The organism is Pseudoalteromonas ruthenica, assembly GCF_008808095.1.
Taxonomy (GTDB): Bacteria; Pseudomonadota; Gammaproteobacteria; order Enterobacterales; family Alteromonadaceae; genus Pseudoalteromonas; species Pseudoalteromonas ruthenica.
The window spans coordinates 3,066,646-3,090,114 of the sequence record NZ_CP023396.1 but is presented as its reverse complement, the minus strand read 5'-3'; the positions used below and the strand labels follow the sequence as shown (position 1 = coordinate 3,090,114).

Sequence of the window (23,469 nt, the reverse complement as noted above, 5' to 3'; positions counted from 1 at the left end):
CTGATGATGTAGGCAAGGCTTCAGCCTGCAACCGCCAAAGGCGGTCATATTCCAGAGGCCAGAGCCTAGCCACAACCGTGTTCCTTACCTGTCTCTCTTATGTGGTTAGGCTAAAGCCCAACCCACAGGGGTCGATGTTGTAGACCAAAACCCAACCCACAGGGGTCGATGTTGTAGACCAAAACCCAATCCACTGAAACAGATGATGTAGGCAAGGCTTCAGCCTTGCAACCGCCAAAGACGGTCACATCCCAGAGGCCGGGGTTTAGCAGACAACCGTGCTGCTTAACTATTTCTCATACATGATTAGGCTAAAGCCCAACCTACAGGGACTGATGTGGTAGGCCAAAACCCAACCCACTTAAACAGATGTTGTAGGCAAGGCTTTAGCCTTGCAACCGCCAAAGGCGGTCACATCTCAGAGACCGGGGCTTAGTACACGATCAATAATTCCCCAAAATGGTTAGGCTAAAGCCTAACCTACAAGGGAGCATTAACAGAAAAGTTGACTAAACAGTCGTTGAGCATCAGTCTAAGATTATAACTAGGCTGTTATTCCTTGCTATGAATGAAATAAATATCCCCGCATGCATTCCTCGTACCCACAGTCGCTTTGGTCAATGGCTCGGCACCAAGGTGTTGAATTGGTTTGGTTGGCAGGTTGTTGGAGCGTTTCCAGAGCACAGTAAGTTTGTGGCGGCGGTTGCACCGCATACATCGAATTGGGATTTTATTATAGCGATTGCAGTGAAAATGCACTTGCAAGTGCGTATTCGCTTCTTGGGTAAGCACAGCATTTTTATTTGGCCGCTAAGCATACTGCTACATAAGTGGGGTGGGATAGCGGTTGATAGGCGGGCAGCCAATGGTGTTGTGGGGCAAGTGAAGGCGTTGTTTGATGAGACCGATGCATTGATTTTAGGGCTCGCCCCTGAGGGCACACGCAAGCACATGCCGAATTGGAAAACCGGTTTTATCCATATCGCTAACGCTGCGCAAGTCCCTGTGGTGCCAATGGCTTTGGACTACAGCAAGAAGCAGTTTGTTATAATGCCGGCTATCTATGTGAGTGATGATATTGAACAAACACTTGTGCAAGTACAGCAGCAGTTTTCAACGGCTATGGGCAAGTACCCGCAACAAGTGTCTGGTGCAGTCAGAAAGACGCGTTATTGAGCTAAAGGTTGTCGCCAACGGGTTTTTAGCGCCTGAACAAACTTATTGTCTCCTTTCTCCTCGCTAGAGAGTATTAACCGAAAGCTACTGCCATCAGCGCGCTCTATATCAATAGTGGTGTAGCCGTCATCTTGGTTAGCAAACTCGGTATGCACATTAACAATATCACCAAAGTCCGCACGTTCTACTTGCAGCTGCCCTTGATCACGGTAATAACTGAATACGCCTTGCTCGGTAATGCCATTACCATCATCACGGATATTCCAAGCGGCATCTGAGTAAAAATAAAGCAGTTGCTCATTTTGATTGAGAACTCCATGACGCAGCATAAAGCGCTTATCGTGCTGCCATACTTTATCTCCTGAAACCACCGCCACATTGGCGGTGAGACCAATATCTTGGGCCAGACCTAAGGTGAGTATGGGCAGCAGTACCATAGCAAGTAAAACTTGCCGCACCCGCCAGCGACTATAGTAAGGCAATGAATCGTTACGCTGATTTATGTGCGCCGTGTAATTTACCAAGGGTAACCACAGCAGCGGCCACACTAAATAGAACACCGTGCCGTAAAAATCTAACGATGTCGCGATATGCAGTACCACCACTAATATCGCAAAGAGTGCCGCCAGCCACTTTGGTGGGAGATATTGCTGCGTCCCCAGCTCTTTACCCTCTTGATAAAAACGTAAATACAGAGGGTAGTACCAAAGCCAAGCGAAGAACCCTCGGGCTATTGGCATCATCGCTTCATTATGCTGCTGCTTAATGTATTGCCAGTTTTTGTAACACCAGTAAAAAGGAAAGATATTAAAAGTGAGCAGCGAGTAAAGGCAAAATTTCACACTCGAAACAGGGTAGTAACGTTGTTCGGAGAATGTCGGTCGCTTGCCTGCTTCAACGCGCCACAGGGTTACAAAGGCGGTGATAACAACTAAAGCAAGAATGCAATAGCCTATAACGGCGTAGCCGAGTAATAGGAAATTATCCTGCTCGGCTTCATTTACATGGCTGTAAGCTTGGCGGATACCATATTGGGTGGCATCGAGAAGTTGCTCTCGTGCGTCAAGGTAGGCCGGCATTTCTGCAACTGGCACATGGTCTGTTTTGCTGCGGAACTGATATGTAAGAGTCAGTGTATTTGAGCTAAAGCGCACTTGCGAAGCCAATGAAAAATAAGGGTTATCAATAGAGCTCTTACTATTATTAAAGTACCAGTCACGCTCATTTAACTTTACCTCTATGGTGTAATTAACGTTATAAGGGTGCTGCAGATAGAGCGGGCTGATACGGGTTTTAGTATCGGGTTGATAGATTGCATTTTGAATATCATCAGCGTAAAAGTAAGCTGTCTGGCCATTCTCCTCATCACTCCAAAAGTCGTCAATTTGATAAAATTCAGTGACTTCTATTGCTCCCTTTTGCGGGTGCTCGCGAACTTGCGGTAGCCGGGTGTGCTGGGTGCCAGCAAAGTAGTCTTGGTAGTAATTGGTATAGTTTTCTTGGAGTGTTTGCAATGCCGTGGTTGCCAGCTCTTGGCGTTTACTTATGGCATCGGCGTCGCTGAATATGCTTTGCACACTGAATAGTGCCAATGGTTCTTTGGCATTAGGAAGCTCATAGCGCTCGGTGATGTCACGGTGAATACGCTCTACCGGTTTGTGCATGCTGGTGAGAGTATTTTGCGAGGGTTTGACGATTAACGCATAACCAAAGTCGGGCTCACTCAATGCTAACAGTGAGCCAGTTTGATAACTGGTGGTCGGGTCAAGCCAGTAGCGCTCATCATCGTGCTCCAGCGTAACCAAAACGTGGTTGAAGCGTGCCGATGAGGGGGATGTCTCGGCTAAGCCTTTATCTAATTGCGTGTTTACAAGCGCAGGGTGAGACTCCACTCCCAGTGCGCGCAGTATACTTATTAATAGTACGGTTTTGTCTTTGCAATCGCCATAGCGGTTTTGCAGAGTTTCTTGGGCGGGGGTTGGCAGGTGAGAGTTGCTGCCCATTTCCAAGCCTAAATAGCGAATTTCATCTTGTGTATACTTTAATGCTGCACCAATCTGCGCTGGCAAAGTAGGGTGCTGTTGGCGTATTTGTTCAGCAATGGCAGCGATATCATCGCCTGTGGAGAGCGCCTGCTGATACATTGGCAACGCCCAGTCTACGACCTCTTGCCAACGATTAAACTCGCTAAAAAATACCATATGATAAGGGTCGTGCCATAACGGTGTTTGCGAGTCATAACGCTGCATGTCTGGAGAAGCGATATACAGATTATACTCTTTGCCGTTCGCCGTATCTGTTACGTTTATCTGGGCATCGCCATTGTTTTGTTGAATATGTAATGGTTGTGGTTTTTGCCAATCGATACGGATATATTGCTCGGCGACCGGCACACTCCAGTCTAATTGCGCTGAATAGCTAAAGCGGCCTTGGTAGATAGGATTACGACCAATGCGCGTGAAAGCATAATCCAAAGAGTCACCTGGACGCACATCATCAACAATAATATTCAGTGTTTGCGTACCATCATAAATTAGTTGCTCCGCTTCAGTTTCTCGCTGCAACACTTTTAATTGAGCTGTAGGGATTTTATCTATTACTTGCCCATCGCGTATCACTCGAAGGTGGTTCAGCTCAATGCGCTGGTAGCTGGGATCATAATCCAAGTTCAGCTGAGAGATGTTCTCGACACCGCTTTGGTTGGTGGCGTGCATAACATAGCGGATGTAGTGGCTGACGGCATTGGGGTTATCGCCTGGGACCTGAATCTGATCTTCCAACAGGCGATAGTAAGTACCATCAGAGAGTTGCTCTGTGGGAATTGTTTCTGCAACCAAAGGGGGCAGTTTAGCTGGGGCAACCCAATCAGCTGCAGGCGTTATCTGATAGTTGGCTAAGGCCGTATTAGGGGTAAGGGTGCAGGCTAATAGCCAGCATAAAAGCAGTATTCTTATCATTATAATTTCTCAGTTGCATACATCCATGATGCTAGGTGGGTAGCCTGCAGGGGGTAGCACTAAAGTCAGTGATGTTTTTATAAGCAGATATCTTTATGCTATCAGAAAATAATAAAAAATGATCTCTGATGTTTTCGATTGGTGTTATTAGCCTGATTGCTTTGGCGTACCTAGGCGTGCTCTTTGCCGTTGCTTGGTATGCCGATAAGCACACAAAGAATCACTCGAGTGGTTGGATTTATGGCCTTTCGTTGGGGGTGTATTGTACCTCTTGGGCTTTTTATGGCACCACTGCTCAGGCCGCTAACAATGGTTGGTGGTTAGCTCCGACCTACGCCGGCACCATTTTGTTGTTCACCTTTGGTTGGGCCATCTATCGCCGTATTGCTCATGTTTGTCGGCAGCAACAGCTGACTTCCTTGGCCGATTTTCTTGCCACCCGTTATGGTCAGTCGTCGCAGCTCTCCGGGTTAGTGTCATTGATCTCGGTAATAGCCATCGTGCCTTATATTGCGCTGCAACTTAACGCAACCAGTGCCAGTATCGCTATGCTCACCGATAGGCCGATACAAGGTGGTTATTTTTGGCAAGATAGCACCTTCTTTATTACCGCCTTGTTGGCGCTTTTTGCCATCTTATTCGGTGCTCGCCGGGTACGTCCCAGTGAGCATAACCCCGGGTTGATGGCTTCTATTGCTTTTGAGTCGGTGGTTAAACTGTTGGCTTTTTTAGGAGTGGGGTTGTTTATTTGTTTTGAGATTTTCGATTCACCACATGCCCTGTATTCGGCCGCTCAGCAGCAAAACATTTCAGCCCAGGTTGCGGCGACAGCAAGCCCTACCTACGTGTATTGGGTACATGTAGGCCTGGGGTTTTTAGCGACCCTGTGCTTACCTCGTCAGTTTCATACCGCCTTTATTGAGCACGACAACGAACATCAACTCGTTACCGCTCGCTGGTTATTTCCGATTTATTTATTGTTGATTAATCTGTTTATTCTGCCCATCGCCTACGCTGGCTTAGTTTATTTTCAAGACCAGAGTGTGGGCTATGACACCTTTGTATTAGCACTGCCTATTGCTGCGCAGTCGCCAAGTTTCTCATTGTTGGCCTTTCTAGGTGGGTTTTCTGCTGCGACCAGTATGGTGATTGTCTCTACCATTGTTTTGTCGATTATGATCACCAACGACTTCATTAACCAATTCTTATTACGGCGCTCACAACTAAGTTCATCTCATCGCGGTCTCTCGAAGTTTAAGCTACTGCAAGCACGGCGAGCCGTTATCGTCGCGGTGTTGTTACTAAGCTACGCCAGTCACCGAGTATTGGCGGAGGGCAATACTCTGGCCAATATGGGCCTGATGTCATTCACGCTCGTTGCGCAGTTTGCGCCAGCGATGATTATCGGCTTGTGGTGGTCTAAAGCGTCATGTCGTGGAGCGCAGTGGGGGATTATCGCGGGTTTTGCAATTTGGTTTTACACCTTGCTGTTACCCAATTTGTACGCCGCATTGTTTGGCGAGGCATTGTGGCTATCAACTGGGCCCTGGGGCATAGAGTGGTTGGCGCCGCGAGATTTATTTGCATTGGGGCTCGATGAGCTTAGCCAGGCGGTATTGTTATCTCTAGGAGTGAATACGCTGGTATACATTAGTGTGCCTTTACTGAGTTCAGCGCAGCTTGCCGAGCGCTTACAAAGTAATAAATTTATCATCACAGCAAGCCCACAGCGTAGCGGGCATATTGCCCTAAGTTATCAAGACTTGGCGCTGCTGTTGCAGCGCTTTAGTGAGCCAGAACGAGCTAAAGCACTGGTGAGTCATTATTTTCCTGCAAGCTCCAGTCGCTGGAAAGAACAAGCCCCAGAACATATTGAGCAACGAGTTGAACGCGAAATGTCGGCGTTAGTTGGAGGCGCATCAGCACGGCTTATACTCGATGTGGCCAAGGATGAGAAACGTCAGCCTTTTGAGCAAGTCGCCGATTTCGTTGACGAAGCCTCCCAAGTACTGCGATTTAACCGTGATTTACTGCAAGCGACTATCGAAAACATCGAGCAGGGGATCAGTGTGGTTGATAGTGACCTTAAGTTGGTTGCATGGAACCAAGGTTATCAAAGTATGTTTTCGTATCCTGACGACTCACTGGTCGTTGGTCGCCCGGTTGCCGAGTTGATCCGTTTTAATGCCGAGCGTGGACTATTCGCCTATCAAGATATTGATACTGAGGTTGAGAAGCGCATAGCCCACTTGCGTCGCGGCAGCGCCTACAAGTATCGCCGTCAGTACAATGATGGGCGGGTATTTGAAATGCAGGGCAACCCATTACCCGGTGGCGGCTTTGTGACCACGTACACCGATATTACCGACTTTATAAACCAGCAGCGTGAGCTTGAGCAAGCCAACTTAAATCTAGAAGAAAAAATTGCAGCGCGCACCCAGCAACTGGTGGCGACTAATCATGCCCTAGCAGAGGCAAAACGCGAGGCCGAGCAAGCTACCGAGAGCAAAACGCGTTTCTTTGCTGCCGCCAGCCATGACTTGCTGCAACCGTTCAATGCCGCAAGTTTGTTCTGCTCGTTGATGAGTGAAAAAGCCAGCAATACAGAGCTGAGCGAGCTGGCCAATAATATACGCAGCTCATTGGCAAGTGCGGAAGACCTATTATCAAGCATATTGCAGCTAACCAAGCTCGAGTCCGGCTCTTTTAAGGTTAATAGTAGTGATTTCTCTCTTTCGAGCTTGCTGCAACCTTTGGCCAATGAATACGGGGCTCTAGCGCGAGACAAAGGGCTCGCCTTTCAAGTGCAAGGCGCTGAAGTAATGCTCAAGACTGATAAAGCCTTGCTTAAACGGGTATTGGGTAATTTGCTTAGCAATGCCATTCGTTACACTGAGCAGGGTGAAATACGGTTACTGTGCGAAAGTCATCAAGGCCAGCTGTCGATTATGGTGGAAGATACTGGCTCCGGTATTGCTCAGCAAGATCAAGAACTTATTTTTGAGGAATTTAAACAACTGCAAGGCAAAGAGCAGGCGCAGGGGTTAGGCTTGGGCCTTGCTATTAGTAAGCGCATTTGCTCGGTATTAGCCATTAACCTCACACTCGGCTCGCAACTTGGTAAGGGCACGCAATTTACTCTTACCTTACCTTGTTTTGAGCTGACTGGCTTAGAGACCTCCTCCCCGGTGGAGACGCGGCATGTCGATAACCAGCTTGAAGGGCTGCGTATTTGGCTATTAGATAATGATGACAATGTACTCAGTGCGCTCTCGCAAGTGCTAGAGAACTGGGGCTGCAAAGTACAAGTGGCGCGTAATCAAGCGCAGCTGCGTGATGTGCAAGCTCATAGCGAAGCCGATATTTTAATTGCTGACTATCAACTTGACGATGGTGTCACCGGCTTAGAGGTGATCAGTGCGCTGAATTTAACGACTATGGCTATTGTGATTAACACCGCTAATCACGATGAGAATATTCGTGAGCAAGTGAGCGACTGCGGTTATCCACTGCTTTACAAACCACTGAAAACGCCCGCGCTTAAACGGATGCTGAAACGCTTAAAGCCGAAATAGCTCTGCTTGAACAATAACGTACCTTCAAAGGGAGTTAAGGTTGTATTGGAAAAGGGGGTCTAATGGGTTTTGATATGGCTATAGAGGATAATTTCGCGTCATTTTTTTACGCTTTATTAGCTCGCATTTAGATTATGACTAAAGAAACTGTGCGTCAGCTTAAAGAGTATGGAAGCTGACGATTACACTATGATTAGTTCTCCATATTATCTGCCACAGTGGCCATTTGCTTAAATAAGATACCCGCTTGAGTGCGGTTGTACACATTAAGTTTTTTTAGGATTGCTGAGACATGTTGCTTGATGGTGGTTTCTTGAATCGACATTGCATAGGCGATTTGTTTATTCAGCATGCCATCGGCAATCATACTCAATACTCGATATTGTTGCGGGGTTAGCTTCTCTAAGTTACGAGCAAACTGGGCTTGTTCGGTATTACTGTCGGTGCAAATGTCGGCTTGTGGTGGTAGCCAGTTTTCCCCCTCAATTACTTGGGCAATAGCTTCACTGATCACATCCAAAGACGACGACTTGGGAATATAAGCACTGGCACCAATTGCCATGGCTTGTTCAATAATCTGTGCTTGCTCGTTGGCAGAAACCATAATCACCAAAATATCTGGGTATTGATTACGCAGCCGGGCAAGACCCTCCAGGCCTTGGGCTCCGGGAATAGTTAAATCCAGAAACACCAGTTCTATTTCTGGGTGCTCTGCTAAAGCGCTAAACAGTGCATCAAGGTCGCTGGCCTCTAAAATGGGCTCATCAGCCATGGCTTGCGCTGCGGCTTGCTTTAAGGCGCTGCGAAATAACGGGTGGTCATCGGCAATAATTGCTTGCACACTGGACATCCTATATAAACTCCGTGTTCCTCGTTATAGGGGATTTTTCCTTCCGCAGCAAGAGCATACGGTGAGTGACTAAGAATAAAAAGGTGGCCATATGACCGGGGGAAGGCCGGCCACCTGTACTAGCTGAACATTAGAAGCGATAGCCAACGGTTAACGATACAGTGCGAGGGTCACCATAGTAACCGATCAGTGTATTATCACCGCCTAAGCCTGGCGTGTATTTGCTCACATCACTGGGGTCAGTGGGATCAGGCGTAACAAATTGATAGCCGCCAATCATGTACTCTTCGTCAGTTAAGTTCTTTGCATGTAGACCGACTCGCCACTGGCCGTCTGGGCTATACCAGTTAACGCTTAGATTGAGCAAGCCATAGCTGTCTTGGCTTAGCAGACTGTCTTCTTCGAACAGCACGTAATCACCACGATGGTAATAGTTACCGTTTATGACCCAGTCGCCATGTTCGCTGTAAAGGCGGTAAGTCGCGCCTAAATTAAAGGTTAAGTCTGGGGTGTTAGAAATACTAAAGCGGTCTGACTTATCAAACACTTCACCAGTCTCTGGGTCCGTGTCGAGTACTTCTTCAAAGTCAGCATCAATATAGCCCAGTGAGGCATCAAAACTCAGTGCATCGGTGGCTACATAGTTAAGCTCGAGCTCCACACCGTTTGCAGACGATTTACCAATATTTCCCAAACGCTGATTTAAATCGGCAGAGGTGTCTCCTGGGAGTACCGAAATGTATTGGCGATCTTCATGGTCTAAGGTGAATAAGGTGACATTGGCACGCAGGTTATTGTTCCATTCGCTTTTCATACCGAGCTCAAAGGAGTCAACAATCTCCGGGTTGGCGGCTGGCTCGGCGGTGCTGGCTCGCGGGTTAAAGGTGCCCGATTTAAAGCCCTGTGCATAGCTGGCAAAGAACATTATATCGTTATTATATTGATACTCTACACCTACCCGGGGAGTAAACCGTGACCAATCTTTGTCATCATCGAGCACTGTCGGCACCAATTGACCTTCTGGGCGCACATAGCCTGGGATCCAGCCAGACTCAGGGTACACAGTGTCAAACACCAGGCCGTTGTTAACAATGGCTTCTTTACTGTCGCGGGTGTAGCGCGCTCCGAGGGTCATTGACCACTGTTCACTTAAATCCACACTGCCTTGAATATAAGCTGCTTTGCTGGTGGAGTTGTTGCAACCACTCACCTCACGAGTGAGCCCCGGTGCTCCTAAGCTTTGTCCGAGTACTTCCAAAATGGCCTGGAATTGCCCGCAAGACTCACCATCGAAGTAATAGAGACCGGAAACAAGCTTGTAATTGTCGCCCTCGTGATTGAGCTGCAATTCATGGGTAGTTTGCTCGTCATCATAGATGGCCGGCACGTCAAAAATGCGCACTGAGGTATTATCAAAGTCGATATTGGTCGGCGAGTAGCTATCGCGCTGCGCACCAATGTACTTTAATGAAGTGTTGTTATTGAGATACCAGCGCGCGGTTAAGCTGTAACCTTCTAACTCAACCTTATTCCATGTTGGTAAGCTGGTGTAAGAATCATAAACGCTATCTGGCACGGGAGCATCGGTGAGCAAGCTGGGCAGTAAGCGGTAGCCCCCTTTGGAGTTCGACTCATCGTCGGTTTTATCCCAAGCGAGGCGGAAGAACAAATCGTCGCTAGGGCGATACTCTAAGGTCACCCGAGCTGCGGTTAGGTCTTTATTGTAATTTTCACGGTCTTGGTCGGGCTGCGCTGAGGTTAAGAACTCCCCGAAACCGTCGCGGTTTAAGGTGGCAAAGCCATAGCCTAGATAAAGCGTGTCATCCACTAAAGGCAGTTGCCCAGTGATCTTCAAGTCGCGCTGATTATAGCTGCCTACCGTACCTTCAACATCAAAGGTCATATCGCCAGTCATTTCTTTGGTAACGTATTTTATCGCACCGCCAATGGTATTTTTACCGTAAAGTGTGCCTTGGGGGCCGCGTAACACCTCAATTTGTTGTACATCAAGGAGATCTAAAACGGCGCCTTGTGGGCGGGCCACGTATACATCATCGATATAAATACCGACCCCAGGTTCATAACCCCACAGCGGGTCTTGCTGACCGACGCCACGAATAAATGCGGTAATCGTTGAGTTAGTGCCGCGACTCGCTTGTAAGGTGGTATTGGGTGAGAATTGTTGCACTTCTGTCATTACCGAAATGCCGTTTTCTAATAACTCGGTCTCACCGATAGAGGTAACCGCCACCGGCACCTCTTGTAAGTTTTCCACCGATTTACGCGCAGTCACCTCAATGCGTTCCAACTCAGCTTTTTCGCCACCACCGCCAGCCAGTGCTGCGGTGCTCGTGAGTGCGGTACTAATGGCTAAGGCGATGCTTGAATGCCTTAAAGTTAGTGTGTTCATCCTGTGTCCCCTGTTGTTGTCGTTATGGGTGGCTGTGCTCACCCTATGGGTTGTTGGCAAAATGTCAATTAACTGTGAATGTAGGGGAAAAACATCTCCTTGGGGTTAGTACCTTAGTACTAATGCGCTTCTAGCCCTTATAGATCAAGGCCTGGCGTCTTTCTATAACCTTAGTACTATGTATTTTATGGCACACTCTAGCCAGACTGGGACTAGCTTTGTTAACACATCTAGGTGCTATGCTGGATGCAGTTAATAGAAAAATAATAACGAAGGAGCGCATTTATGCTCAGTATGGTTGGCCTAATCGGTGGCTTAGTTTTACTTATAATTCTGACTTTGCGTGGCATGAACTTGTTTATCGCCGCGCCTCTGTGTGCGCTGCTTGTTGCTCTAAGTGGCAATATGGCGTTGTTTCCAAGCAGTGGTGTTGAGCTGGATTTTGTCAGCACCTACATGGGTGGCTTCGCAGGGTTTTTAAGCGCCTGGTTTTTCATGTTCTTACTGGGCTCGTTATTCGGGAAGTTTATGGAAGACAGCGGTGCAGCCGACAGCGTTGCCCGTGCCATAGTGAATAAACTGGGTATGAAGCACGCGGTCTTGGCCGTGGTTATAGCCTGTGCTGTGTTAACCTATGGTGGCGTCAGTGTATTTATCGTCGCCTTTTCGGTTTATCCAATGGCCCTTAGCTTGTTTAAAGATGCCAACTTACCACGACGCTTTATTCCCGCTACGCTCGCGTTTGGCTCGGTGACCTTTACCATGACCTCGGCGGGTTCACCAGAGATCCAAAACTGGATCCCCATTAAGTACCTTGGCACCTCACCCTACGCCGCATGGGAAGTCAGTTTAGTGATTGCCGTGTTTATGGCCATCACTGGCTACTGGTGGCTGAAACGGATGATCACCAAAGCGGTAAATAATGGCGAGCGCTTTGAAAGTCGTGATGATGACCCGGAAATACCAGAGCGTGACTATCCGCACCCCATTACCGGTGTTATTCCCTTGCTAGTGGTGCTCGCGCTGTCTTTTAGCTTGCACGATGTCCTACAGCAAAGTGCCTTGATAGTGGCATTACTCGGCGGTGTACTCGCACTGCTGATTATCAACTTTAAACACTTTCACAACCTCAGCGGTGCTATCAACTTAGGCACGACCGGCGCGCTGGTGGCTATCGGTAATACCAGTGCCGTGGTTGGTTTTGGTGCGGTGGCGAAAAACACCGAAGCCTTCCAATTGGCGGTTGAAGTCATGACTAATATGCCCGGTAATGAGTTATTAGGTGCAGCTGTGGCAGTGAGCGTTATTGCAGGGCTGACCGGGTCAGCCTCCGGCGGGCAGGCCATCGCCTTACCCTTAGTCGCTCCTCATTACCTTGATGCTGGCGTCAATCCTGAACAATTACACCGGGTGGTGGCAATCAGTTCAGGGGCGCTCGATACCTTGCCGCATAATGGTTATGTGGTCACCACCATCCGCGCAATTTGTAAAGAAACCCATCAACGCGCGTACTGGTCAATGGCGGCTCTGACAGCGGTGATCCCATTAATTGGCGTGGCGCTAGCGCTGGCCTTATTTATCTTATTTTAAGGAGTGAACCTCATGTCCATGCTAAAAGTCATTGGCGTTGTTTTAATTATTGCTAGCCATTGGGCGAGTGCGCAAAGCGACCCTATGCTGGTGGAAAAGCAGCGCTTTGCCTTTACAAACTACACCACTGAATCGGGCGAGACCCTGCCCCAGGTGCAGGTCGGCTGGGAAAGCTACGGCACCCTTAACGAGGCTAAAGACAACGTTATTCTCATCACCCACTTTTTCTCCGGGACGTCTCATGCTGCGGGTAAATACAGTGTTGATGATGCCCAGCCCGGGTATTGGGATGCGATTATCGGCCCAGGGAAGGCCATTGATACCAACAAATATTATGTGATTAGCTCTGACACCTTGGTAAACGCCAATTGGCATAACGAACAGGTGATCACCACCGGTCCGGCGTCTATCAACCCTAAAACCGGAAAGCCCTATGGTTTAGACTTCCCGGTGGTAACCATTGGCGATTTTGTGGAAGTACAAAAGCGCCTGCTGGATAGCTTGGGGATCGACAAATTACACGCCGTTATAGGTGCATCAATGGGCTCATTTCAAGCCTTAGAGTGGTCGGTGCGCTACCCCGATATGGTCGAGCGTTTGGTGCATGTCATTGGCGCTGCGAAAATGGACGCTTGGACGGTCCCTGCATTAGAGAAGTGGGCATTGCCTATTCGCCTTGACGCCAATTGGAACAACGGCAATTACTACGACGGAGAACGCCCACTGGCTGGGGTGACGGCCACCATGTTGAATATCACCCAAGATGCCATGCATCCAAAAATTTACCAAGCGAGCTTCCCTAATTTTACAGTGCAGGATGAAGGTGCCAAGCAAGATATTCGTACTTTACCGGCCATTAGCCAAACCTTACATCAACGTGCCGCTGCCCGCGCTCAGACCCAAGATGCAAACCATATTTTGTACTTAGTTCGCGCCTCTCAGCTCTACAGTGCCGGTATGCAAGAAGACTTAAGCGCTGCTGCACAGAAAATCAAAGCAGATATCTTATTGATGCCGGCGAGCAATGACTTACTGCTGCGCCCAGGTCCAGTACGGGCGTTTGCGCAGCTGCTAAAAGCACAAGGGAAAAACGTAAAAATAGAAGAAATAGACGGTATTTGGGGGCACCTTGACGGTATTTTTTCGATTCAAACAAAAGCGCCTGTCATTGCCGAGTTTTTAGCGGAGTAACCATGAATAAGCGAATTTTAATTACCGGCGCGGCCAGTGGCATTGGTCGCTACGTAGCCGAACACCTCGGCAACCAAGGGCATGAAATATTACTTACCGACTTGGACGGTGAACGAGCAAAGACTGAGGCTAATCGACTCAAAGAGCAGGGCATTCGAGCCCAAGGACTTGCTTTGAATGTTGCAGACTTGCCAGCGTTAGAGCACTTTATCGCCAGTCAGCCAACAATTGATGTGCTAATTAATAATGCGGGCATTCAGCATGTGGAGCGCTTAGAGGATTACCCTTTAGATAAATGGCAGCTCCTGCAAGATGTGCTGCTTAATGGCCCAGCGATGCTCACCAAAGCGGTGTTGCCGGCAATGCGCGAACAAAATTTTGGCCGCATCATTAATATTGGCTCTATTCACGCTCAGGTGGCGTCCAAGTATAAGTCGGCGTATGTCGCTGCCAAGCATGGTTTGATTGGCCTCGGCAAAGTGCTGGCATTGGAAACAGGAGATGTGGATATTACCGTGAACACCATTTGTCCTGCTTATGTGAAAACACCGCTGGTAGAGGCGCAAATCGCTAGCCAAGCTAAGCAGCATGGCATTTCCGAGCAGCAGGTGATCGATACCATTATGCTCGCGCCGATGCCGAAAAAGGCCTTTATTGGTTTAGATGAAATAGCCCATACCGTTGATTTTTTAATGGCCGACGCGGCGCGCAATATCACCGCTCAAGCAATCGCCCTTGATGGCGGTTGGACCGCGCAATAGGAGAGCACATGGCAGGTTTTAATAAAGTTGTAAGCAGCTACCAAGAAGCAATGGCAGGGTTAGAAAATGACATGACCGTGATTGCCGGTGGTTTTGGTTTATGTGGAATTCCCGAGGGCCTGATAAAAGCAATTAAAGAAAGAGGCACAACTGGACTCACTGTGGTTTCCAATAACTGTGGCATCGATGGTTTTGGTCTGGGTATTTTGCTGGAAGACCAACAAATTAAAAAAATGGTGGCCTCCTATGTAGGGGAAAATGCACTGTTCGAGCAGCAATTGCTCAGCGGTGAATTGGCAGTGGAATTAACGCCGCAGGGCACTCTAGCGGAGAAGATGCGCGCCGGTGGCGCCGGCATTCCCGCCTTTTTCACCGCTACTGGGGTGGGCACTGTGGTGGCCGAAGGGAAAGAGATTAAGCAATTTAACGGCCGTGACTATGTGCTTGAGCCGAGTATTGTCGGTGATTTTGCCATTGTTAAAGCATGGAAGGCAGACCGCTATGGCAATTGTGTGTACCGCCATACGGCGATGAACTTCAACCCTATGGCGGCAACGGCAGGTAAAATCACCGTGGTTGAAGCGGAAGAAATTGTTGAGCCGGGTGAGCTGCAGCCCAGTGAGATCCACACTCCAGGTATTTATGTACAGCGGGTGATCAAAGGGCAATTTGAAAAGCGCATTGAAAAACGCACGGTAAGAGGATAACAGCATGGCATTAACGCGAGAACAAATGGCGCAGCGCGTGGCTCAGGAATTACGCGATGGCTACTATGTAAACTTAGGCATAGGTATTCCTACCTTGGTTGCCAACTATGTGCCACAAGGCATTGATGTGATGCTGCAATCGGAAAATGGCTTACTGGGAATGGGTGAGTACCCAACAGAAGAGACGGTCGATGCCGATATGATAAACGCGGGTAAAGAAACGGTGACTGCGCGCACCGGCGCGGCTATTTTTAATTCCGCTGAAAGTTTTGCCATGATCCGAGGTGGCCATGTCGATTTAACCGTGCTCGGAGCCTTTGAAGTGGACCAAAATGGCAATATTGCTAGCTGGATGATCCCCAAGAAGTTGGTTAAGGGCATGGGTGGTGCTATGGACTTAGTTGCCGGTGCTAAAAACATTATTTGTACCATGACTCATGCTAGCAAGCATGGTGAATCGAAATTGCTAAAACAATGCGCGCTTCCCCTGACCGGTGTAGGTTGTATAAACAAGGTGATCACCGATTTAGCGTTACTAGAAATAAAAGATGGAGCCTTTCATCTGCTAGAGCGCGCACCGGGTGTGAGTGTGGAAGAAATCAAAGCCAAAACTCAAGGTCAGTTAGTCTGTCCCGATGAAGTGCCAGAGATGACCTTGGCGTAAAACTTACTTACATTTTCATGGCTGCATAAGGCGGTATTTTGCGGCATGCTAAAGCAGTTAATGCAAAGGAGAAAGTGCAATGCAATGTCATGAAATTGATTACGAAATTATCGGCGAATCGATGCAAATGGTGGAGGTCGAACTGGATCCCAGTGAAACCGTTATTGCCGAAGCGGGCGCCATGAACTACCTCGAAGAAGGGATCAGCTACGAGGCGAAAATGGGCGATGGCTCGCAGGTAAACCAGGGCTTTATGAGTAAGCTGTTCAGTGCGGGTAAGCGCATGATCAGTGGTGAGTCCTTGTTTATGACTCACTTTACCAACCAAGGAGAGGGCAAAAAACGTGTGGCTTTTGCGGCGCCTTTCCCTGGCTCGATTATCCCTTTAAATATGGCCGAACTAGGCGAGCAAGTGTACTTGCAAAAGGATTCGTTCCTGTGTGCGGCGATGGGCACCGAGGTGAATATCGCCTTTCAGCGCCGCCTAGGAGCAGGCTTTTTTGGTGGTGAAGGGTTTATCTTACAGCACCTAAAAGGTGATGGTATGGCCTTTGCCCATGCCGGGGGCACGGTAGTTGAGAAGCGTCTAAATGGCGAAACCCTGCGCTTAGACACCGGTTGTGTAGTCGGCTTTAGCGGCGATATCGACTTTGATATTGAGCGCGTGAAAGGACTTAGGTCAATGTTCTTCGGCGGCGAGGGGCTATTTTTAGCCACGTTGCGAGGCCATGGCACGGTGTGGGTGCAAAGCTTACCATTCTCCCGACTTGCCGACCGCGTGCTAGAGCATGCCCCGAGAGCGGGCGGTTCGCGCCAAGGTGAAGGCTCTATCTTAGGTGGCCTTGGCGATCTTATTGACGGTGACTAAGGGCTCAGCTGGATTACGGTTTGGCAATGCCGCATAGGTGTTGCCATTCTTGTTCGCTCACCGGCATCACCGATAAACGCCCTGACTTTTTTAAAGCCAGCTCGGCGATAGCGGGGTCTGCCTTAATTGCTTTTAAGGTTATCGGCTGCTTAAAGCTTTGTCGGTATTGCACATCGACACTAAACCAGCGCGGTGACTCTGGTGTGGCCTTAGGGTCATAATAATCACTACTGGCATCAAACTGCGTGGGATCGGCATAAGGGCCTCGCGTTACTTCACCGATGCCGACAATCGCGGGCACCTTGCAACTAGAGTGATAGATAAAGACCTTGTCACCCACTTGCATGCCATCGCGGATAAAATTACGGGCTTGGTAATTGCGTACCCCATCCCATACTGTAGTGTCGTTTTCGGCGGCTTGTAAGTCTGCCAACGAAAACGCGTCGGGCTCAGTTTTTAATAACCAGTAAGCCATGTTCTATCCTGTGCTGAACTAGGTAATCAGGTTCATTGTATAGTATTATCATTGTATTAGCTGCAATGTGGTAATGAGGACGCAATGAGCCAAGCATTAGATAAATTACTTTCCTTACTCAAGTTAGAAGAAATCGAACTCGGTCTTTATCGTGGTGCCAGCCAAGACCTTGGCTTTAAAGCGGTATTTGGTGGTCAAGTAATGGGCCAAGCGCTGTCGGCTGCGAAGGAAACTTTGCCAGAAGGGCGCGTTGTTCACTCATTGCACTCGTACTTCCTGCGCCCTGGCGATGCCTCTCGCCCCATTGTTTACGATGTCGAAAATATTCGCGATGGTCGAAGTCTAAGTACACGGCGCGTCAGCGCTATTCAGTATGGTAAGCCCATTTTCTACATGACGGCGTCATTCTCTGGTGAATCTCAAGGGCTTGAACACCAAAGCGCCATGCCGGATGTGCCAGCACCTGAGGGGCTGCGCCCAGCACTTGAATTTTATCAGGAGCACGCTCATCAGATCCCCGAGCCAATCCGCAATAAATTTATCAGTGAAAAGCCCATTGAGATGCGCCCGGTGAACTTCCAAAACCCCTTTAAGCCAGAAGTTTCTGAGCCAGTGAAGCACATTTGGTTTAAAGCCAATGGCGAGATGCCAGATGACCAGCGTATTCACAATTATCTGCTAGCCTACGCTTCTGACTTCGAGTTTCTACCTACGGCGCTCCAGCCCCACGGTAAATCATTTATGCACCCCAGCATGCAAGTGGCGACCATCGATCACGCCATGTGGTTCCACCGCCCATTCCGTATGGATGAGTGGATGCTGTATAGTGTCGACAGCCCCAGTGCTAGTGGTGGTCGTGGCTTAGTGCGCGGACAGTTCTTTAATCGTGCCGGCGAACTCGTAGCCTCGACCATTCAAGAAGGGGTGATGCGCGAGCGCTAGGCATATAACTGCTGCGCTCATCAGCACGGCGTTATAAATCGCTTCAAAGCCCACGGCGCGACTGTAAGTCAGGTTTTAGCCTGACAATCTATTCGAACAGGTTACCCATAGGTCGGCCTTCGCGCCAAGGACGGCGGTACTCGGGTAACGCAGGAGCAGTTACCTGGGCGCGAATCAAAACGGGAAAGATCACATCTCTTCTAACATGCCACGCGTGTAAGAAACCCATTGGTAAGCGGGAATACTTGAATCAAGATAGAAATCAGGTTGAATGCCTTTACCATCAATTGTCATTTCTGGAACTCGCAGGCTTTTACTAAGGCTGTAGTGCAGCGTTAGATTCTTACTTGGGGAATCGACTTGGTGCATATTAGAGATATCCAAAACACCACGCGTTGGAGCGCCTAATAGCTTCACTTTATAGCTTTGTTTTGCGGCAAGTAAAAACTGCTCTGCTGTGCTGCCATTACTCTCATCGATTAAAATACCCACCTTCTTTGGTAAAGGGTTAACGTTTTCTAACTTCTTTACGCTAACTGATTGTGCATCCAAATTAACAAATTGGCCTAGGCGTTGTTGCAGCGTTTTGTAACCCTCTTTGGCCCATTTTTTATCGTCATCACTGAAATTCTCATCGTCGATGAACTTTAGCATTCTTGAATTATTCAGCGGTGTTGATAAGAACTCAACTCCTACATTGCGTATAGGGTTGGTGTAGATGATAGGCAATATTTCTTCATAACTGATATCACTACCACCGCCGTTGCCGCGTATATCTATGATAAGATTTTCAGTACTTAGAATGGTTTCTAGGTTGTCTCGAATAACGGTATCAATATGTTTTTTATCGGTATATGAAAATGATGGAATTCTAAGTAAGGCTGTTTCCTTACTTAATTGTTGAACCAATGGTGTTTTAGACTCCATGAGTTGAACATATTGAAGAACTTCAGCTTTGCTCTCTTCTTTGGGGTTCTGTCTTGATAAGGTTAGCCAATTATTTCCCAAGCTAAGATGGTTTTGATCTATAAAGCCTACTGAGTCTACATGGCGTATAGAATGGTCAGCCATATAATAGGTGGCTTTATAAGTACCATCATTTTCCTCATTGAGGATGAGTTTCAGTTGGCCTGGTTGCCACTTTGAATTTGTCGACTCAATCACATAGCCATTATAATCACTGCCTTCTTTTTTTAGTCCAACTGTATAGCTCGGCAAGAGCCATATGCCTTCTATATCCTCTTTGGTTTTATTATTTAAATGCTGTTGGAACTCTGTTTTATTAAACTTATGCACAAAAGCGTTATTCTCTTTTTTTACATTGAGGCTGAGCCCTATATGACCCTCACGGAAAAATAACAACCATTGTTGAAGTCTTTGGTGGCAGTCACTTATGTCGTCAGCATTTTTTATAGCCTTAAGAGATGCTTTATTATGTTCGAGGTAGTTTTTTTCGCCTTTTTGAGATAGCGCATACTGAAAGCCCGCATCGTTGTTCTCAAAAGTTTTCTTTAGCCAATTAAATTCCTGTTCACAGCTATAGTCACTGGCGGTAGATATCAATGGAAAAAATGACAGAAAAAATGCTAACTTTTTCATAGGTGGCGAAGTCCTTTAATATATAAGTAGGGGGGTATGTCAGTACTATACCCTAAGAAATAATAAACCTAGAGCTATCTTTTATATCTAGTTGCGTTGGTAGCAGGGCTCTCTCGCGGCGAATTAAGTGCTATATGTACAATCAGCAGCTTTAGGGCGTTATTTTTGTGTGGGGGTTTAGATTATTATAGGTGAAGCTCTACGCTGGCACCCTTTGATACTACGATGTCTATGATTGCAGTTATTCTTTATGGGGCAGGGCACGTCCATATAGGATGCGACGAGTTGTAGGTCAGGCTTTAGCCTGATAACTGTGTAAGTTAATCTCGAGATTGTCAGGTCGCCAACAGTATCTAAACTATTTCACTGAGTTGTCAGGTTAAAACCTGACCCACAGATAACTAACTCAGGGCAGGCTACTAGATAACTGCTCCTGCCTTACTCTGGTACCGCCGTCCTAGGTGGCAAAGCCTGACCTACAGGTATCACCTAATCCCGTTATGATTCGCGCTTTCGATCTCAGCTTTTGTTGTGCAGTGTGCTTAAAACAACTGAGCATGGATGCGAAGTTAGGTTTATCGAGTTAGGACGACGAGTTAAACCGTGTTGAAAGCTAAGCGGAGCGTTCAACAAAAACCTGAGTTCGTAAGCATTGGCGAATCACGGGCGCCTTAGGAGTTGTTAGAGGGAATGGGCGCGCATTTCCTCTAACCCGTTGTCGGCGGCCCGACAAGATCTAAACTGTGTCACTGAGTTGTCAGGCTAAAGCCTGACCTACAACGGTTGGCTAATGTGATAAACCTAAATAAAATCGATTGAGTTGTCAGGTAAAAACCTGACCCACAGATAACTAATTCAAGCGAGGCTGTCGGTCAGGCTTGCACCTGACTCTTCGTTAGCGTGTTGCTGCCACCGTATCACTAATCGATTGCCAAATCCGTGCGGGTAACAGCTGATGTAAATCCTCATTGAGAATAAGCAGAGCATCACTGTGTATTAGTTTATTGTCATCTTGTTTGCTGATTAATTGTTGCTCGCTTAGGTTGGCAATAAAGCTGGAAAGCACTTTTTTGTCAAAGAACTCGGGGCTCTTAATGCCATGCAAAGTGCCTAAACGCTGCGCCACGGCGGTGCTTTCTTTTTCCAGTTCTGCTGGACTCAAGCTTTTGTCTTCGCTGAGTAAGCCAATGACTAAGGCGTAGCGCATCAAGGTGTGATGTACCACTTTACCCAGCATTTCAAGCGTTGCAGGGTTATCGCCGTCTTTAAGTACTTCAAGCTGGTCGCCCTGTTCGCGGATCAGCCCTTGGTCAACAAAGCTACTAAGAATATTGTCGATATACTCATCCTTTAGCTCCAGCAAGAACCATTCTTTGGCGAACAGCGGGTATAGGCGTTTAACCTGGGCTTTGCATTCACTGCGGGTAATTCGATGGTTGTTAAACAGTTGTTGTGCAATAACGCTAGGCACAGCAAATAAGTGCAGCACATTGTTACGGTAGTAATTAAATAAGGTGCGCTCTTTTTCGGTTATGGCAATGATGTCGCCGAATTGGTCTTTAAGCACATCAAACTTGTTGAGTGTCAGTGCATGTTCCAGTAATTGCTCGGCGTTTTGTTCGGGCAAGGTTATTTGTTCGCTTAATGGCGCATCGCTGAGCATGCGCAGATAAAAGTTCATTTGCTCAATTAGCTGCACTTTACTGAGCGCAAACTGGTCGTTAGTCAATAAAATGGTAGCTAATAGGTTGACCGAGTTTATGGCGGCAGCACTATTAATATTGACCATAATTTCATCGGCTAGCTTGCTTACCTGAGAGCCTAGCCATGCTGGTTTTTGTACATCGGTAGGGTGAATGGCGTCGCGCCAATCAGGCTGTTGCTCATTAAGGAATTGATTAACGTTAATGGGGGCGCCAAAATTCACATTACCACGGCCATAGTTCTTCAGGTTCTTGATGGCTTTAAACACCCCAAAGACCGATTCGTTCTTTTTATTATTACCCGCCAATTCTTTTAGGTAGGTGTTAATTTCCATGACGTGCTCGTAACCAATGTACACCGGTACAATAGAAATTGGGCGGTCAATCCCCCTTAGCATGGCTTGCAATGTCATTGCCAGCATTCCGGTTTTTGGGGGAAGTAAACGGCCAGTACGGCTGCGTCCACCCTCGGTATAAAACTTCACCGAGTAGCCTTTAATAAAGAGTTGACTGAGGTACTCTTTGAATACCGCTGAGTAGAGTTTATTACCGCTAAACGAGCGACGAATAAAGAATGCACCACTGCGACGGAATATCGGCCCTGCAGGGAAAAAATCCAGATTAATGCCGGCGGCAATATGCGGCGGCACTAAGCCTTGGTGATAAATTACATACGTGAGCAGTAGATAATCCATATGGCTGCGATGACAGGGAACATAAATGACTTCGTGGCCTTTGTCGGTGAGCTCACGCACTTGTTCGGCGTAACGTACATCAATACCGTTATACAGCTTGTTCCAAAGCCAAGTTAAGATTCTATCGGCAACACGAACCATGGCGTCAGAATAATTGGCTGCGACTTCATCGAGTAAACGTAAGGCGTTTTGTCGTGCTTCTTCATGACTTAAGCCCTTCGCTTTGGCTTCATCAGCAATGGCCTTTTTGATCGTCGGTGAGGCCAACAGTGAGTTAAAAAGCTGTTCTCTCGAGGGGAGTTTAGGCCCGGTGGCGGCTAACTTTTGACGGCGAAAGTGCACTCGAGCGACGCGAATAAGTTTGTGAGGTAGCTCGTCTTTATCCCCTTTTTCATGCACTAGTTGGGTTAAATCCAGCGGTTGGCTAAAGCGAATAAAGTTGTCGCGCCCGGAAAAAAGCACCACAAATATTTTGCGAAACCAGCTCGGTGTGAGCGAGTGAGAAATTAACGTTCCTAAACCAGGCTTTTCTTTTCCTGGATTACGACCCCATAAAATGGTCACCGGTATTATTTGGATTTTCTGCTCTGGAGCTTGCTCTAACGCGGCGAAAATACGCTTGCCTTGTTCGGTGGCGTCACTGGGTTTACTCGTTGAGCCGAACAATGGCGGCGGGTTTTGGATACCAATAAAGCGTGGTAACGACTTTGAAGCCAACAATTGTTCTTTGGTTGGATCCGGGAGGTTTAGGCGTCGACATACCTTGGCTAAGGCGGCGATATCGGTGCGCGAATTGAGTCGACCAATATAAAAGGTCGGTACGTTCACATCAAGCTCGTACTCTGTCACAGGCTCCTTGGGGAGCACCTTGGAGTTCACGCTCAAGGCGTTGAGGATGCGCGCTAAGAAATCTATACCACGGCTTAACACTTTCATGGAATGGGTCACTCACTAAAGCACTTTATCACTTTGCCACCATTGGCAATGGATAAGAAAACACAAAATAGTGCGATAGGATACCAAGTTATCACTGGACTGACCATTTTTGGGCAAGAAGCTGAAGGCTATTCATATTAGAAATCTTCACGTTAGCTTTTCTAATAAGGGGTTACTAATACGTTGGTTATAAAATAACCTGGCTTTAAGCTTGTTGTCAGTTCCCAAAACGGATAATACGAACAATGGCGCTTACATCAAGCATCAGGCTAGGTAATAAGTCGTATCCCTGGGACTGATTACCTCGTTACGAAGGACATGAAGAGGGCGTTTGCATAGCAGCAGCACCCTTGCTCTGTAGGCGTACTTC

At 47.7% G+C, this 23,469-nt stretch carries 15 protein-coding genes; 9 read left to right on the top strand and 6 right to left on the bottom strand.

The features are described 5' to 3' along the window. The first annotated feature begins 564 nt into the window (after window positions 1-564). A complete protein-coding gene (locus PRUTH_RS14545; RefSeq protein WP_138548875.1) occupies window positions 565-1,176 on the top strand; it encodes a 1-acyl-sn-glycerol-3-phosphate acyltransferase in 612 nt (203 codons plus the stop codon). On the opposite strand, the gene PRUTH_RS14540 is transcribed toward PRUTH_RS14545, so the two are convergent. Beyond that, a complete protein-coding gene (locus PRUTH_RS14540; RefSeq protein WP_151173579.1) occupies window positions 1,170-4,133 on the bottom strand; it encodes a DUF3857 domain-containing transglutaminase family protein in 2,964 nt (987 codons plus the stop codon). The genes PRUTH_RS14545 and PRUTH_RS14540 overlap by 7 nt on opposite strands. A 128-nt stretch (window positions 4,134-4,261) precedes the next feature. Here PRUTH_RS14540 and PRUTH_RS14535 point away from each other — a divergent pair, with 128 nt between their 5' ends. Further along, complete coding sequence (locus tag PRUTH_RS14535; RefSeq protein WP_151173578.1) at window positions 4,262-7,708, top strand: PAS domain-containing hybrid sensor histidine kinase/response regulator; 3,447 nt, start codon at window positions 4,262-4,264, stop codon at window positions 7,706-7,708. 193 nt (window positions 7,709-7,901) lie between these two features. On the opposite strand, the gene PRUTH_RS14530 is transcribed toward PRUTH_RS14535, so the two are convergent. Further along, on the bottom strand, window positions 7,902-8,558 hold the full coding sequence (locus PRUTH_RS14530; RefSeq protein ID WP_151173577.1) for a response regulator: 657 nt from the start codon (window positions 8,556-8,558) through the stop codon (window positions 7,902-7,904). A gap of 130 nt (window positions 8,559-8,688) precedes the next feature. Then, window positions 8,689-10,968 carry a TonB-dependent receptor gene (locus tag PRUTH_RS14525; protein ID WP_151173576.1) on the bottom strand — a complete coding sequence of 760 codons (2,280 nt, stop codon included), beginning with the start codon at window positions 10,966-10,968 and terminating at the stop codon, window positions 8,689-8,691. A 285-nt stretch (window positions 10,969-11,253) separates the two neighbouring features. Here PRUTH_RS14525 and PRUTH_RS14520 point away from each other — a divergent pair, with 285 nt between their 5' ends. The 6 genes from PRUTH_RS14520 to PRUTH_RS14495 all read left to right on the top strand — a co-directional run bounded on the left by PRUTH_RS14520 (window position 11,254) and on the right by PRUTH_RS14495 (window position 16,749). Continuing rightward, a complete protein-coding gene (locus tag PRUTH_RS14520; protein WP_151173575.1) occupies window positions 11,254-12,558 on the top strand; it encodes a GntP family permease in 1,305 nt (434 codons plus the stop codon). Between the two features lie 18 nt (window positions 12,559-12,576). Next, window positions 12,577-13,749 carry an E22 family MetX-like putative esterase gene (locus tag PRUTH_RS14515; protein WP_151173762.1) on the top strand — a complete coding sequence of 391 codons (1,173 nt, stop codon included), beginning with the start codon at window positions 12,577-12,579 and terminating at the stop codon, window positions 13,747-13,749. 2 nt (window positions 13,750-13,751) lie between these two features. Beyond that, the gene (locus PRUTH_RS14510) at window positions 13,752-14,510 is read left to right on the top strand and encodes a 3-hydroxybutyrate dehydrogenase (protein ID WP_045979789.1); all 759 of its coding nucleotides are present in this window, start codon (window positions 13,752-13,754) and stop codon (window positions 14,508-14,510) included. Between the two features lie 8 nt (window positions 14,511-14,518). After that, complete coding sequence (locus PRUTH_RS14505) at window positions 14,519-15,217, top strand: CoA transferase subunit A (protein ID WP_151173574.1); 699 nt, start codon at window positions 14,519-14,521, stop codon at window positions 15,215-15,217. A gap of 4 nt (window positions 15,218-15,221) precedes the next feature. Continuing rightward, window positions 15,222-15,881: a CoA transferase subunit B gene (locus PRUTH_RS14500; protein WP_151173573.1), complete on the top strand. Its 660-nt coding sequence runs from the start codon at window positions 15,222-15,224 to the stop codon at window positions 15,879-15,881. Between the two features lie 79 nt (window positions 15,882-15,960). Then, window positions 15,961-16,749, top strand: coding sequence for a TIGR00266 family protein (locus PRUTH_RS14495; RefSeq protein ID WP_045979791.1), 789 nt, complete (start codon window positions 15,961-15,963; stop codon window positions 16,747-16,749). A gap of 13 nt (window positions 16,750-16,762) precedes the next feature. Here PRUTH_RS14495 and PRUTH_RS14490 read toward each other — a convergent pair whose 3' ends face one another. Then, window positions 16,763-17,224 (bottom strand): EVE domain-containing protein, encoded by a 462-nt coding sequence (locus PRUTH_RS14490; protein ID WP_151173572.1) that lies wholly within the window; start codon window positions 17,222-17,224, stop codon window positions 16,763-16,765. Between the two features lie 84 nt (window positions 17,225-17,308). Between PRUTH_RS14490 and tesB the strand changes: the two genes are divergently transcribed. Beyond that, complete coding sequence (gene tesB, locus PRUTH_RS14485; RefSeq protein ID WP_022944321.1) at window positions 17,309-18,166, top strand: acyl-CoA thioesterase II; 858 nt, start codon at window positions 17,309-17,311, stop codon at window positions 18,164-18,166. A 189-nt stretch (window positions 18,167-18,355) separates the two neighbouring features. Here tesB and PRUTH_RS14480 read toward each other — a convergent pair whose 3' ends face one another. Continuing rightward, on the bottom strand, window positions 18,356-19,765 hold the full coding sequence (locus tag PRUTH_RS14480) for a S41 family peptidase (protein WP_151173571.1): 1,410 nt from the start codon (window positions 19,763-19,765) through the stop codon (window positions 18,356-18,358). An 895-nt stretch (window positions 19,766-20,660) separates the two neighbouring features. Further along, window positions 20,661-23,099 (bottom strand): glycerol-3-phosphate 1-O-acyltransferase PlsB, encoded by a 2,439-nt coding sequence (gene plsB / locus PRUTH_RS14475; RefSeq protein WP_022944319.1) that lies wholly within the window; start codon window positions 23,097-23,099, stop codon window positions 20,661-20,663. Between the last annotated feature and the right edge of the window lie 370 nt (window positions 23,100-23,469).

Coding starts and splice junctions, on each gene's coding strand:
- PRUTH_RS14545 (WP_138548875.1), top strand. CDS start 565: ATGAATGAAATAAATATCCCCGCATGCATTCCTCGTACCCACAGTCGC.
- PRUTH_RS14540 (WP_151173579.1), bottom strand. CDS start 4,133: ATGATAAGAATACTGCTTTTATGCTGGCTATTAGCCTGCACCCTTACC.
- PRUTH_RS14535 (WP_151173578.1), top strand. CDS start 4,262: ATGTTTTCGATTGGTGTTATTAGCCTGATTGCTTTGGCGTACCTAGGC.
- PRUTH_RS14530 (WP_151173577.1), bottom strand. CDS start 8,558: ATGTCCAGTGTGCAAGCAATTATTGCCGATGACCACCCGTTATTTCGC.
- PRUTH_RS14525 (WP_151173576.1), bottom strand. CDS start 10,968: ATGAACACACTAACTTTAAGGCATTCAAGCATCGCCTTAGCCATTAGT.
- PRUTH_RS14520 (WP_151173575.1), top strand. CDS start 11,254: ATGCTCAGTATGGTTGGCCTAATCGGTGGCTTAGTTTTACTTATAATT.
- PRUTH_RS14515 (WP_151173762.1), top strand. CDS start 12,577: ATGCTAAAAGTCATTGGCGTTGTTTTAATTATTGCTAGCCATTGGGCG.
- PRUTH_RS14510 (WP_045979789.1), top strand. CDS start 13,752: ATGAATAAGCGAATTTTAATTACCGGCGCGGCCAGTGGCATTGGTCGC.
- PRUTH_RS14505 (WP_151173574.1), top strand. CDS start 14,519: ATGGCAGGTTTTAATAAAGTTGTAAGCAGCTACCAAGAAGCAATGGCA.
- PRUTH_RS14500 (WP_151173573.1), top strand. CDS start 15,222: ATGGCATTAACGCGAGAACAAATGGCGCAGCGCGTGGCTCAGGAATTA.
- PRUTH_RS14495 (WP_045979791.1), top strand. CDS start 15,961: ATGCAATGTCATGAAATTGATTACGAAATTATCGGCGAATCGATGCAA.
- PRUTH_RS14490 (WP_151173572.1), bottom strand. CDS start 17,224: ATGGCTTACTGGTTATTAAAAACTGAGCCCGACGCGTTTTCGTTGGCA.
- tesB (WP_022944321.1), top strand. CDS start 17,309: ATGAGCCAAGCATTAGATAAATTACTTTCCTTACTCAAGTTAGAAGAA.
- PRUTH_RS14480 (WP_151173571.1), bottom strand. CDS start 19,765: ATGAAAAAGTTAGCATTTTTTCTGTCATTTTTTCCATTGATATCTACC.
- plsB (WP_022944319.1), bottom strand. CDS start 23,099: ATGAAAGTGTTAAGCCGTGGTATAGATTTCTTAGCGCGCATCCTCAAC.